The 12947-nt window shown below is 62.2% G+C and carries 10 protein-coding genes; 8 read left to right on the forward strand and 2 right to left on the reverse strand.

Features of this window, described 5'->3' with window-relative positions:
* Window positions 1-300: 300 nt before the first annotated feature.
* Window positions 301-870, reverse strand: a complete 570-nt coding sequence (locus SOP95_RS14525; protein WP_323607417.1) for an NUDIX hydrolase — start codon at window positions 868-870, stop codon at window positions 301-303.
* Window positions 871-873: 3 nt separating this feature from the next.
* A complete protein-coding gene (locus SOP95_RS14530) occupies window positions 874-1941 on the reverse strand; it encodes a DUF2333 family protein (protein WP_274077481.1) in 1068 nt (355 codons plus the stop codon).
* A 402-nt stretch (window positions 1942-2343) separates the two neighbouring features.
* Between SOP95_RS14530 and SOP95_RS14535 the strand changes: the two genes are divergently transcribed.
* The 8 genes from SOP95_RS14535 (at window position 2344) to SOP95_RS14570 (ending at window position 12845) form a co-directional block, all read left to right on the forward strand.
* On the forward strand, window positions 2344-4014 hold the full coding sequence (locus tag SOP95_RS14535) for a PleD family two-component system response regulator (RefSeq protein WP_323607418.1): 1671 nt from the start codon (window positions 2344-2346) through the stop codon (window positions 4012-4014).
* Window positions 4015-5283: 1269 nt separating this feature from the next.
* Window positions 5284-6012, forward strand: coding sequence for a methyl-accepting chemotaxis protein (locus tag SOP95_RS32160; protein ID WP_406591829.1), 729 nt, complete (start codon window positions 5284-5286; stop codon window positions 6010-6012).
* Window positions 6013-6205: 193 nt separating this feature from the next.
* Window positions 6206-7948: a protein-disulfide reductase DsbD gene (locus SOP95_RS14545; RefSeq protein ID WP_323607420.1), complete on the forward strand. Its 1743-nt coding sequence runs from the start codon at window positions 6206-6208 to the stop codon at window positions 7946-7948.
* 132 nt (window positions 7949-8080) lie between these two features.
* Window positions 8081-8533: a type II 3-dehydroquinate dehydratase gene (gene aroQ / locus SOP95_RS14550; RefSeq protein WP_274077485.1), complete on the forward strand. Its 453-nt coding sequence runs from the start codon at window positions 8081-8083 to the stop codon at window positions 8531-8533.
* A gap of 48 nt (window positions 8534-8581) precedes the next feature.
* A complete protein-coding gene (gene accB, locus SOP95_RS14555; protein ID WP_323607421.1) occupies window positions 8582-9046 on the forward strand; it encodes an acetyl-CoA carboxylase biotin carboxyl carrier protein in 465 nt (154 codons plus the stop codon).
* A 17-nt stretch (window positions 9047-9063) separates the two neighbouring features.
* Entirely contained in the window at window positions 9064-10422 is a 1359-nt protein-coding gene (gene accC / locus SOP95_RS14560) for an acetyl-CoA carboxylase biotin carboxylase subunit (protein ID WP_034149716.1), read from the forward strand.
* A gap of 263 nt (window positions 10423-10685) precedes the next feature.
* Window positions 10686-11564: a 50S ribosomal protein L11 methyltransferase gene (gene prmA / locus SOP95_RS14565; RefSeq protein ID WP_274077486.1), complete on the forward strand. Its 879-nt coding sequence runs from the start codon at window positions 10686-10688 to the stop codon at window positions 11562-11564.
* A gap of 30 nt (window positions 11565-11594) precedes the next feature.
* Window positions 11595-12845 (forward strand): DUF3426 domain-containing protein, encoded by a 1251-nt coding sequence (locus tag SOP95_RS14570; protein WP_323607422.1) that lies wholly within the window; start codon window positions 11595-11597, stop codon window positions 12843-12845.
* Window positions 12846-12947: the final 102 nt, after the last annotated feature.

Raw genomic sequence — 12947 nt, forward strand, 5'->3', positions numbered from 1 at the left:
CGGCAACCTGGGCAGGTGCCATCGACCGCGAAGCCCCACTCAGGCAGGGGCAGCGCTACTGAAACGGTACAACATTGCTGAAACGCAATTGCTCACGAACGATGACGCCTTCTGTAGGAGCGAGCTTGCTCGCGATGGACGTCAACGATAATGCGGGTAATCGGGTTATACGCGTCGTCCTTGCGTTCTTCGCGAGCAAGCTCGCTCCTACAACAACAACCAGCAATACCGGTTCAGTTTGAAAAGGTCGCGCAGTGTAACGGCAAAAACGCCGATTGCTAAGAGCCAATCGGCGCCAATTTATGCCTCTTTTGCGACGTCTTCGCCACGGGCACGAAGATAGCGCTTCAAGGCGGCCAAAGAGTCCGGGCAGTAAGGCTTTTGCTCGATATCGCGCAGCACTTGCTCAACGGGCATGAAGCACGCTTCCAGCACCTCTTCCGGTTGCAGGACCAGCGGGCCGTCCCACACTGCCGAAAAGGCCGAACACCAGAGTCGATTGCCGGTGTCCTCGAAGAAAAAGTGGTCATGCACGGTTAACTCCACCCCGCTCACGCCCAGCTCTTCTTCAAGCTCCCGAGCGGCCGACTCCGCGTAGGTTTCGCTGGCGAGCACCATGCCGCCCGCCGCCACGTCCCAGTAACCCGGGTAGATCGCCTTGCTCAGGGTGCGCCGGTGCACGCAGAGCTCACCGGCGGAGTTGAACAACATGATGTAGGTGCCGCGCCCGATCAGCCCCCGCTCGCGCAGGTCGGAACGCACCAGTGCGCCGAGCAGGTTGTCCTGCTCGTCGACCCAGGCGATCTGCTCGGCATCCGAGGCCGCCCGATGGGCGGCCTCGAGCGCGTTATCGATGGAGCTATCGGCCATGGCTCAGCCCTGATTCAGCAATTGACGCAAATCGATCACGGCGGCGTTGGCCCGGGAAATGTAGTTGGCCATTACCAGCGAGTGGTTGGCCAGCACGCCGAAGCCGCTGCCATTGAGGATCATCGGGCTCCAGACCGCTTCCTGCGACGCTTCCAGCTCACGAATGATCTGGCGCACGCTGACCGTGGCGTTCTTCTTGGCCAGCACATCGGCGAAGTCGACTTCGATGGCGCGCAGCAGGTGGGACAAGGCCCAGGCCTGGCCGCGGGCTTCGTAGAACACGTTGTCGATCTGCAGCCATGGGGTTTCGACGATTTCTTCGTCGACCTGCGGCACCTGCCCCGGCGTAATAACCTCGGTTTTCAGCGCGGTGTTGAGCTTGACCCGACCAACGCTGGCCGACAGCCGTTGCGACAGCGAACCCAGGCGGGTACCGACGTCACCCAGCCAGTTGTTCAGGTTGTCGGCACGGGCAAAGAACAACGCGCTCTTCTGGTTCGGATCGGACAGGCGAGTCTGATAACGGGTCAGGGAGTTGATCCCTTCCTGGAACTCGGACTCACTGGAAGGCAGCACCCAGCTTTTATTGTCGAAGTTGAAACGCGGCTCGGCCTTGGCCAGGTCGGCGTCCTCGGTGGACTGCGACTGCGAGCGGGCGAAGTCTTTACGCAGCGCACGGCTCAGGTCGCGCACCTGCACCAGCACGCCATATTCCCAGCTCGGCATGTTGTCCATCCACAGGCCCGGCGGCAGGCGGTCGTTGGAAATGTAGCCGCCTGGCTTGTTCAGCAGGGTACCGGCGACGCTCTTGAGGGTTTCCACCGTGGTGTAGCCGACCACCATCTGCTTGCCGTCCCGTTCGGCAGCAAGTTGCGCATTCTGCTGTACCGGAAACAGGTCAGGTTCCGCGCTCCAGTACCAACCCAGAGCAATCGTCACCAGCAGGTAGATACCAATCAGTGTGGCCAGCGCCCGGCTGAAAAACAGGCCACCCAGATAACTGCGGGTAGCCGACTTCGGTTCAGCGGCACGTTCAGGCGCGCTACCGGCGCGGTTTTTCCAGTCCAGCATGGCGATATCCTTTCAATTACTTGAGTTCATCGTTTCGACCACAACCATACAACAACGTGCCTTTGCCCGGCACCCGCGGATGGCTTTACAGCGAAATTTATCCAATGCCTTCTAAGGGAATCCCTTAGTCCATAAAAGACGAAAAACTGCCTGGCTTCCAGCAACGGATACGCGACCCGCGCAGCCCGGCGCCAACAACCTCAGGACTCAACTCGAAGCCGGCCAAGCCCATGGCTGACGGGACCTTTGCAAGTATCAGCAGCCAATTGGCGACCGACCAGTCAGAAACTAAATAGATGGATGCCCAAGATTATTAACGTACGACACTCATGTAACGGAAAAGAGATGCTAGCATAGAGCCACCAGTCGACCTCAGCTTGCCCCCTAACTAGTAGTCAGGATATGACCGAGCCAGAAGAGCCCAGCCGCGAGCGCCTCAAGCACCACTTTGCCCAGCGGGTAATTCATCAAGCACGTCAGGTTCTTGAGATATGGCAGCGCCTGCAGCGCACTGAATGGTCGACCCAGGAACTGGCGGAACTGAGCGAGGCCAACCTGCGCCTGCTGCGTTTCGCCGAACGCTTCGAACAACCGGAACACACCCAGCTGGCGCGCCACATCGGCCAGTCCCTGGAGGCTGTCGACGCCAATCGCGGACGCCTCAGCAGCGGCCTGATCAGCGACCTCAACCGGTTGATGCAACGCCTGTCGCGCACCGGCCTGCGTCATGGCGACCAGCTCGACCAGACGTTCCTGCCGCCGTTGCGCAAACCGATCTACGTCATGCTGCAGGATCATGACCGTGCCGAGCGACTGGCCAAGCAGCTGGAATTTTTCGGGCTCAGCGCCCAGTCCCTGGAGAGCGTGGCGGCCTTCCGCTCCTCGATGGTCGAGCGCCTGCCAGCGGCCATCGTCATGGACGTCGACTTCAGCGGCCCCGGCGTCGGCCTGAAACTGGCGGCCGAAGCCCAGGAAGGTCTCGACCAGCGTTTGCCGCTGCTGTTTTTCAGCCTGCATGAAACCGACACCCCGACCCGCCTCGCCGCCGTGCGCGCCGGCGGCCAGGAGTTCCTCACCGGCACCCTTGAGGCGTCGAGCCTGCTGGAAAAAATCGAAGTCCTGACCTGCGTCGCCCAGTACGAGCCCTATAAAGTGCTGATCATCGACGATTCACGCGCCCAGGCCTTGCACACCGAACGCCTGCTAAACAGCGCAGGGATCATTACCCGGACCCTGATCGAGCCGATCCAGGCCATGGCCGAGCTGGCGGACTTTCAACCGGACCTGATCATCCTCGACATGTACATGCCGGCCTGCACCGGTACCGAACTGGCCAAGGTGATTCGCCATAACGACCGTTATGTCAGCGTGCCGATCATTTACCTGTCGGCCGAGGACGATCTCGACAAGCAACTCGACGCCATGAGCGAGGGCGGCGACGACTTCCTGACCAAACCGATCAAGCCACGGCACCTGATCACCACCGTGCGCAACCGGGCGGCACGGGCTCGCAACCTCAAGGCGCGAATGGTACGCGACAGCCTCACCGGCCTGTACAACCACACGCATATCCTGCAATTGCTTGAAGACTGCAGCTTTCGCGCGCGCCGCGAGGGCAAGCCGCTGAGCTTTGCGATGCTCGACATCGACCACTTCAAGCGCGTCAACGACAGCCACGGCCACCCCATGGGCGACCGGGTGATCAAGAGCCTGGCGCTGTTCCTCAAGCAACGCTTGCGCAAGACCGACTTCATCGGCCGCTACGGTGGTGAAGAGTTCGCTATTGTCATGCCCGACACCGACCTCGAAGCGGCCTGCAAAGTGCTCGACGAAATCCGTCAGCGTTTTGCCGAAATTCATTATCCCGCGCAACCCCAGGATCTCTGGTGCACGTTCAGCGCCGGGGTGGTGGATCTGTGCGAAGACTCTGACAGCTTGCTGATGGCCAGCCAGGCGGACGAGGCGCTGTACCGTGCCAAAGGCGCGGGACGCAACCGGGTGCACGCCGCCCGGCCTTCAAGGCAAAGTGCCACTTTTTTATCGGAAGAGACCGATACGGTCACAACCCTGTAACAGAAACGCAATAACTTCAGGCACTTACCATTCCGCCTTTGGTAGTCCTTGATGCGCCTGAAACTGTTGACCAATCTCAACACCCTTCTTTTGGTGGCCGTGTGCGTGGCCCTTGGAGCGACACTCTGGTGGTCGCAAAAGGCCCTCGAACGCCCCTATCTGTTGATGGAGCGCTACCTGGGGTTGTCCCAACAGTTCCAGAGTGACGTGGCGCGCAACATTGTCGATTACCTCGCCAGCGGCGATGCGCTGCGCTTGAGCAGCGCCAGCCAGGCCATCGACACACTGCACAAGGAACTCGACGAGTTGCCACCGGCCCTGGCGGACACCTTGCGCCCGAGCCTGACCAACCTGGACGAATTCGGCAAAACCGATCTGCTGGCCGCCGGCAAGCTCGCGGGCGATCCGCAGGCCCTGCTCCTGCAGGCTGAACGAGAGCTGGGCGCCAGCCTTGATCAACTCAGCCAGTACGCCAGTGGCAACGCGAGCTACCTGACCCCACTGCTCATGGCCTCCCAGCACCTGGGCAAGCTGTCGCTGGCCCGGGACAAACTGGTCAGCAGCGGTCGCAGCGAACTGGCCGCCGATGTCGAGCGCGAAGTCGCCAACATCCGCAGCCAGGCCGAACAACTGGACGCCCTGCCGTTGTTGGGCGTGGCGGCCAGCGGTGAATCGAACACCGATGATTTCGCTGCGATGATGGGCCTGGAAAACACCGAGAAAGCCGCGGCCGAAGATGCCGGCGTCGGCTTCAAGCGTGAGCTCAACAGCCTGCTCAGCCGTTACCCGGCGGAACTGGCGCGCACTCGCGAGCAAATCCACAAACGTGCCGAACTCAGCGCCGCGACACACTTGAAAATCGCCGCCGTGCAACAGGCCATCGCCGGGCTGGAACCGGTGGTGCGCGCCCAGCACGGGCAGATCCAGAGTGAAGTGCGGCTGATGCAGGGGGTGATGATCGGCCTGATTCTGCTGATCGCCCTGCTGATCGACACCCTGCAACGCAAACTGGCGCGAACCCTGACCAGACTCTCCCCGGCCCTGTCGACCTGGGCCGAAGGCGACTTCAGCCGCGACATTCATCTGGGCAATACCAACCGCGAACTGCATGACATCGAAGCCTCGCTCAATCGCCTGCGCGCCTATCTGGTGGACCTGGTGGGGACCATTCGTCTCAACGCCGAACAGGTCGCTGGCAGCAGCCGAACCCTGGCCGAGCTGAGCAATGACCTGCACAGCGGCGCCGAACACCAGGCCGGTGACACAGCGATGATCCGCGACTCCCTGGGCGAACTGGAAGCGACCATCCAGCAAGTGGCCGGCGACGCCAGCCAGGCCGCCGATGCCAGTCGCCATGCCGGCCAGGCGGTCGAACACGGCCAGCGAGTCATTGGCCTGAGCCTCACCGGCCTGCATGCGCTGGTGGGCGAAGTGCAAGGCAATGCGCAGATGATCGAGCACCTGGCCGAAGAGTCCGCGACCATCGGTGGCGTGCTGACGGTGATCCGCTCGATTGCCGACCAGACCAACCTGCTGGCCCTGAACGCCGCCATCGAGGCGGCCCGGGCCGGGGAAATGGGCCGCGGCTTTGCCGTGGTGGCCGAAGAGGTGCGCTCGCTGGCACAGCGCACCGCCGGGGCCACGGCCGAGATCCAGACCCTGATCGCCGGCCTGCAGAGCGCAGCGCGTCAATCGGTCGAAGGCATGCGCGCCCAGGTCGAACACGCCGAAGCCACCGCCAACCAGGCCCAGGCGGCGGACGGTGCATTGGATAAGATCGTCGGGGCGATCCAGACCATCTCCGACACCGCGGTGCGCATCGCCGATGTCACCGCCCAGCAGAGCGGTGCCGTCAGCGAGATTCGCGATCACAGTGAGCGTATTCACCAACTGGGTGGGGATAACCTGCTGCGTATCGGCCAGGGGCGCGAGCAAGGGGAGAATCTGTTGGTGTTGGGTGGGCGATTGCATACAGCCGTCCAGGCTTTCCGCGTCTGACAGGCCGCCATCGCCAGCAGGCTGGCTGGCTCCCACAGGATAAGGGCCGTCCACAGATCTTTTGGGCACTATCAATATTTGTGGGAGCTGGCCTGCCGGCGATAGCGTCGGAACATGCACCATAGGATTACCCGCACTGCACACCCGTCCACTGTCCGCTATCATCCCCCCAATTCCGATACGCGAGATCGTCATGCGCCGTTTGCTTTGCCTGCTGCTTCTAGTGCTCGCCCTGCCGGCCACCGCCGCCGGTTTGCTGGAGAGTCGCCCCAGTTCGACCCTGGGCTCGATCAACAACAGCGCCGACTTCCTGCCGGTGCGCGAAGCCTTTCAGTTGAGCCTGGTAGACAGCACACCGCAATCGATCAAATTGCGCTTCGTCGCCACCGAGGGTTATTACCTTTACCGGCATCGCTTCCAGTTCCGCGCCGACCCGGCCGATGTCAGCCTCGGCCCGGCACAGTTGCCCAAGGGCGAACAGAAACACGATGAGTACTTCGGCGACGTCGAGGTCTACCACGGCGTGCTCGATGTGGAACTGCCGCGCACCGACCAACGCGCCTTCACGCTGGTAGTGACCTACCAGGGCTGCGCCGACAAAGGCCTGTGTTATCCCCCCGAAACCGAACGCCTGAGCATCGACGGCAGCGGCCCGAGCACCAACCAGGCCTGGAGCTGGCGCGAACTGGCGCTGTTTTTCCTGGCCGGCCTGGGCCTGACCTTCACCCCCTGCGTGCTGCCCATGCTGCCGATCCTTTCCGGGGTGGTGTTGCGTGGTCAGGTCGGTGGCTGGCGTGGTTTCAATCTGTCGTTGGCCTATGTGTTGCCGATGGCCGCCTGTTTTGCCTTGCTGGGCGCACTCATGGGCCTGTTCGGCGCCCAGCTAAACCTGCAGGCGCGCCTGCAATCGGCCTGGGTGCTGGTGCCGTTCGCGATGTTTTTTGCGCTGTTCGCCCTGGCCATGTTCGGCGTATTCGAACTGAAACTGCCCCACGCCATCAGCAGTCGGCTGGACCGCATTGCCGGCCGCACCGAAGGCGGTTCGCTGTGGGGCGCTGCAGTATTGGGCGTGGTCTCCAGCCTGCTGGTTTCGCCTTGCGTCTCGGCACCGCTGGCCGGTGCCCTGCTTTACATCAGCGCCAGTGGCGATGCGCTGGGGGGCGGCCTGAAGCTGTTCATGCTCGGCCTGGGCATGGGCGCCCCGCTGTTGCTGGTGGCCACCGGTGGCGCCGCCTGGCTGCCGAAAAGCGGGCCCTGGCTGATCTACGTGAAAAATGCGATTGGCGTGCTGTTGCTGGGGCTGGCCATCGGTTTGCTCAGCCGGGTCTTGCCGGGGCAGATCACCTTGCTGCTCATCGGCCTGCTGGCCGCTGGCGTCGGCTTGTTCCTGGGCGCACTGGAGTTCGTCTATAAACCGCCGCGAAAGCGCCTGGGGCAGTTGCTCGGGATGTTCCTGCTGTTTTATGCGCTGTCCTGTTGGTACGGCGCCTTCAGCGGTCAGACCGACCCGTTCAACCCGATCGCCCAGCCGTCCATGGTGGTTGGCAACGAGCCCACGCAACAGCCCAGCGCCTGGCAAACCATCACTACCCCGGCAGAACTCGACCGCGTGCTCGCACAAGCCCAGGCGTCCGGGACCCCGCTGCTGCTCGACTGGTACGCCGACTGGTGCATCAGCTGCAAAGTCATCGAACGCCAGGTGCTTGACGACGCGATCGTCGTCGAACGCCTCAAGGGCTATCGCCTGGTGCGCTTCGACATCACCGCCAGCAACACCGAACAACGCGCCCTGCTGGATCGCTACAAGCTGTTCGGCCCTCCGGCGTTGATGTTTTTCGGCAAGGACGGTGTCGAACGCGCCGATGTGCGAGTGATCGGCGAAATCAATGCGGCGGACTTCGCCGAACGTGTCGCCAGGGCGAATGACCGGATTTAATCACGCGGTCATATATTTCGCGCAAACATCGGTCATCGTGCCGGCTATTGCAGAGAACTGGACAGTCACAAAGGCTTTGCGGCATAGTCGCCGGGTTCTGACAAATGCACACGGATAACCAAGGAACAGCCGATGGCCACGCTACTCGTATTGCACGGACCCAACCTGAACCTGCTCGGCACCCGCGAACCGGGCACCTATGGCGCCACGACGCTGGCGCAGATCAACCAGGACCTGGAACGCCGCGCCCGCGAAGCCGGCCACCATTTGCTGCACCTGCAAAGCAATGCCGAGTACGAATTGATCGACCGCATCCATGCCGCCCGCAGCGAAGGCGTGGACTTCATTCTGATCAACCCAGCAGCTTTTACGCATACAAGTGTCGCATTACGTGACGCGCTGCTGGCGGTGAGCATCCCATTCATCGAAGTGCATTTGTCTAACGTGCACAAACGCGAACCTTTCCGCCATCACTCCTACTTCTCCGACGTAGCGGTGGGAGTGATCTGCGGCCTTGGCGCCAGCGGTTACCGACTGGCCCTGGAGGCTGCACTAGAGCAGCTTGAAAAACAGGCTACAGCTTGAACTACAAGCGTTAAACGCCCCTGACCGACCCTTGGGAGTTGATGATTCATGGATATCCGTAAAGTTAAGAAACTGATCGAATTGCTGGAAGAGTCCGGCATCGACGAGCTCGAGATCAAGGAAGGCGAAGAGTCCGTACGCATCAGCCGTCATAGCAAGACCCCGGCTCAGCAGTACTACGCACCGGCTCCAATGCCTGCTCCAGCTGCCGCGCCTGTCGCTACCGCCGCTCCGGCTGCCGCTGCCGCCCCTGCTGCCCCGGCCGCGCCAGTGCTGAACGGCACCGTTGCCCGTTCGCCAATGGTCGGTACGTTCTATCGCAAGTCTTCGCCAACCTCGCCGTCCTTCGTGGAAGTCGGCCAGACCGTGAAGAAAGGCGACACCCTGTGCATCGTTGAAGCCATGAAGATGATGAACCACATCGAAGCTGAAACCAGCGGTGTGATCGAATCCATCCTCGTCGAAGACGGCCAGCCGGTTGAGTACGACCAACCGCTGTTCACCATCGTTTGAACCGCGGAGAGCCTTTGATGACTGCGAAGTTGGAAAAAGTTCTGATCGCCAACCGCGGTGAGATCGCACTGCGGATTCTGCGCGCCTGCAAAGAGATGGGCATCAAGACCGTCGCCGTTTATTCCAAGGCTGACAAGGAACTGATGCACCTGGGCCTGGCAGACGAGTCCGTCTGCATCGGTCCGGCATCGGCCGCCCACTCCTACCTGCACATCCCGGCCATCATCGCCGCGGCGGAAGTGACTGGCGCTACCGCCATTCACCCAGGCTACGGTTTCCTCGCGGAAAACGCCGACTTCGCCGAACAGGTCGAGAACTCCGGCTTCGCCTTCATCGGCCCGAAAGCTGAAACCATCCGCCTGATGGGCGACAAGGTTTCGGCCAAGCACGCGATGATCGCCGCTGGCGTTCCAACCGTTCCGGGTTCCGACGGCCCGCTGCCGGAAGACGAAGAAACCGCTCTGCGCATCGGTCGCGAAGTGGGTTATCCGGTGATCATCAAGGCCGCTGGCGGCGGTGGTGGTCGCGGCATGCGCGTCGTGCACAAGGAAGAAGACCTGATTTCCTCGGCGAAACTGACCCGCTCCGAAGCGGGCGCAGCGTTCGGCAACCCGATGGTCTATCTGGAAAAATTCCTGACCAACCCGCGCCACGTGGAAGTCCAGGTCCTGTCCGATGGCCAGGGCCACGCCATCCACCTGGGCGACCGCGACTGCTCGTTGCAACGCCGCCACCAGAAAGTTCTCGAAGAAGCGCCGGCACCGGGCATCGACGAGAAGGCTCGCCAGGAAGTCTTCGCCCGCTGCGTCAAGGCGTGCATCGACATCGGTTACCGTGGCGCAGGGACTTTCGAGTTCCTGTACGAGAACGGTCGCTTCTACTTCATCGAGATGAACACTCGTGTCCAGGTAGAGCACCCGGTTTCGGAAATGGTCACCGGTATCGACATCGTCAAGGAGATGCTCAGCATCGCCGCCGGCAACAAGCTGTCGTTCACCCAGGATGACGTGGTCATCCGCGGTCACGCGCTGGAATGCCGGATCAACGCCGAAGACCCGAAAACCTTCATGCCGAGCCCAGGCACGGTCAAGCACTTCCACGCTCCAGGCGGCAACGGCGTTCGCGTCGATTCGCACCTGTACAGTGGTTATGCCGTTCCGCCGAACTACGACTCGTTGATCGGCAAGCTGATCACCTACGGCGCAACCCGTGACGAAGCCATGGCGCGCATGCGCAATGCGCTGGACGAGATCGTGGTCGACGGGATCAAGACCAACATCCCGCTGCACCGCGACCTGACCCGCGACGAAGGCTTCTGCAAAGGGGGCGTGAACATTCACTACCTCGAGCACAAGCTGGCTGGCGAGAAGCACTAAGCTTCGATCCTGCACCTGACAAAGCCGCCTTCGGGCGGCTTTGTTGTTTCTCCCCCCTGTGGGAGCGGGCTTGCTCGCGAATGCGGTAGCACATCCAACATGGATGCCGACTGACCCACCGCTTTCGCGAGCAAGCCCGCTCCCACAGGGTATGTGTTGATGCTCAAACCAACCCACTCCCACAAAAGCCCCGCGCTCGCGTAAACTTGCGCGCTTCTCGCAGCCCGCTAGGCTGCAATCAATATTTTTCAAAGGTGCCCGCCATGCCTTGGCTGCAAGTACGCCTCGCCATCAGCCCAGAACAAGCCGAAACCTACGAAGACGCTTTCCTTGAAGTGGGCGCCGTGTCGGTGACCTTCATGGACGCCGAAGACCAGCCGATCTTCGAGCCTGAACTCAACACCACGCCGTTGTGGTCCCACACCCACCTGCTGGCGCTGTTCGAAGGTGGTACCGAGCCTGGCCCGGTACTGGCCCACCTTGAGTTGCTGACTGGCGGCCCGCTGCCCGAGCATCACAGCGAAGTGATCGAAGACCAGGACTGGGAACGCAGCTGGATGGACGGTTTCCAGCCGATGCGTTTCGGTCAGCGCCTGTGGATCGTGCCGAGCTGGCACGCCGCCCCCGAGCCAGACGCGGTAAACCTGCTGCTGGATCCGGGCCTGGCCTTCGGCACCGGCACCCACCCGACCACCGCACTGTGCCTGGAATGGCTCGACGGCCAGGACCTCAAAGGCTGCAACGTGCTGGATTTCGGCTGCGGCTCGGGGATCCTGGCCATTGCCGCCCTGCTGCTGGGTGCCAAAGAGGCCGTGGGTACCGACATCGACGTCCAGGCACTGGAAGCCTCCCGCGACAACGCCGGGCGCAATAACATCGCCGATGAATTGTTCCCTCTGTATCTGCCGCAAGATTTGCCGCAGGTCCAGGCCGATGTGCTGGTGGCCAACATTCTCGCCGGCCCGCTGGTTTCCCTGGCGCCGCAGCTGTCGGGACTGGTCAAGCCGGGTGGTCGACTGGCGCTGTCGGGCATCCTCGCCGAGCAAGGCGACGAAGTGGCCGCCGCCTACGCCAAGGACTTCGATCTGGACCCGATCGCCAATCGCGATGGCTGGGTGCGCATCACTGGCCGTCGGCGCTAGAATGGACGTCTGCATCTACCGGATTGCCGCATGACCGACAGCTTCGTCACCCAGTGTCCGCATTGCCAAACCAGCTTCCGCGTCAACCATGCCCAATTGAGCGTGGCGCGCGGGGTTGTTCGCTGTGGCTCATGCCTGCAGGTGTTCAACGCCGCCAAGCAACTGCTGGAGCAGGCGGGCAAGGAAACCCCCGTGCCGACGCCGGCACCCCGGGAGACTGTCGAACCGCCACAGCCGCGCGCCATCAGTCAAAAACAATGGAGCGCCGCCGAGCTGGACCTGGACAGCCTCGACCTGGACGAGGAACTCGCCCGGCTTGAACAGCGGGAAATCCAGCCGACCACCGAGTTCGGCCGGCACCGCGAAGACACGCTCAGCGCTCGCCGCGACAGCGCCGAGCACGACGAAGCCCCCTGGCCCGACAGCCTGTTCAGCGAATCGGCTGCCGATCGCGCCCAAGCGGCCGACACACTTGATACCCTCGAGACGCTCGACGCACTGGATACCCCGGAGCCACCGAGCGAGCCGAGCAAAACCGAGCGCACCGAGCCATCGCTGTCACTGGAACCAGTGGATCTGGACGATGAACCGCAGCCCCCGCAGCTGCGCCTGAACGATCCGCTCGACACCCCAGCGCATCACCCACGCCTGACAGCAACCGAAGCGATCGACGACGACCTGCCGTCGATCGAGCCGCCACGCAAGCGCCGCGAGCGCAGCGAACCCGGGGTTCGTGCAGAAGTGCTGCAGGACCTGACCGACGACCCATTGCAACTGGACTGGCAAAAACGTCGCTCACCCTGGGGTCGCCGGCTGCTCTGGCTGTTGTTGGTACTGCTGGGCGCCGGCGCACTCGTCGGCCAGTATGTCGCCTATCATTTCGACGAACTGGCGCGCCAGGACCAGTACCGCCCCTGGTTCCAGCAACTGTGCCCGCAAATCGGCTGCACGGTGCCCTCCAAGGTCGACATCGCGAAAATCAAGAGCAGTAACCTGGTGGTCCGAAGCCACCCGGAGTTCAGTGGCGCCCTGGTGGTCGATGCGATCATCTACAACCGTGCCACCTTCTCTCAGCCCTTCCCGTTGCTGGAGTTGCGTTTTGCCGACCTCAATGGCCACCTGATCGCCAGCCGCCGCTTCAAACCCGGCGAGTATCTCAATGGCGACCTCGAAGGCCGGGTGGAAATGCCTCCGCAAACGCCCATTCACATCGCTCTGGACATCCTCGACCCAGGCGCCAAGGCGGTGAATTACAGCCTGAGCTTCCATTCGCCCGAGTGAATCGATTCACTGGCCGGCGATTGACGACGGCTTTCTGACTTTGCCCGCGTGGACCAAACCGCTGGCGATAACAGAATAACTGTTCAGATTTTGTTCAATTCA

It is taken from the genome of Pseudomonas sp. YuFO8 (assembly GCF_035065025.1).
In the GTDB taxonomy this organism is placed as follows: Bacteria; Pseudomonadota; Gammaproteobacteria; order Pseudomonadales; family Pseudomonadaceae; genus Aquipseudomonas; species Aquipseudomonas putida_AE.

Excerpts from the sequence above, each read along its gene's own strand:
- SOP95_RS14525 (WP_323607417.1), bottom strand. The coding sequence starts at position 870 with ATGGCCGATAGCTCCATCGATAACGCGCTCGAGGCCGCCCATCGGGCG.
- SOP95_RS14530 (WP_274077481.1), bottom strand. The coding sequence starts at position 1,941 with ATGCTGGACTGGAAAAACCGCGCCGGTAGCGCGCCTGAACGTGCCGCT.
- SOP95_RS14535 (WP_323607418.1), top strand. The coding sequence starts at position 2,344 with ATGACCGAGCCAGAAGAGCCCAGCCGCGAGCGCCTCAAGCACCACTTT.
- SOP95_RS32160 (WP_406591829.1), top strand. The coding sequence starts at position 5,284 with ATGATCCGCGACTCCCTGGGCGAACTGGAAGCGACCATCCAGCAAGTG.
- SOP95_RS14545 (WP_323607420.1), top strand. The coding sequence starts at position 6,206 with ATGCGCCGTTTGCTTTGCCTGCTGCTTCTAGTGCTCGCCCTGCCGGCC.
- aroQ (WP_274077485.1), top strand. The coding sequence starts at position 8,081 with ATGGCCACGCTACTCGTATTGCACGGACCCAACCTGAACCTGCTCGGC.
- accB (WP_323607421.1), top strand. The coding sequence starts at position 8,582 with ATGGATATCCGTAAAGTTAAGAAACTGATCGAATTGCTGGAAGAGTCC.
- accC (WP_034149716.1), top strand. The coding sequence starts at position 9,064 with ATGACTGCGAAGTTGGAAAAAGTTCTGATCGCCAACCGCGGTGAGATC.
- prmA (WP_274077486.1), top strand. The coding sequence starts at position 10,686 with ATGCCTTGGCTGCAAGTACGCCTCGCCATCAGCCCAGAACAAGCCGAA.
- SOP95_RS14570 (WP_323607422.1), top strand. The coding sequence starts at position 11,595 with ATGACCGACAGCTTCGTCACCCAGTGTCCGCATTGCCAAACCAGCTTC.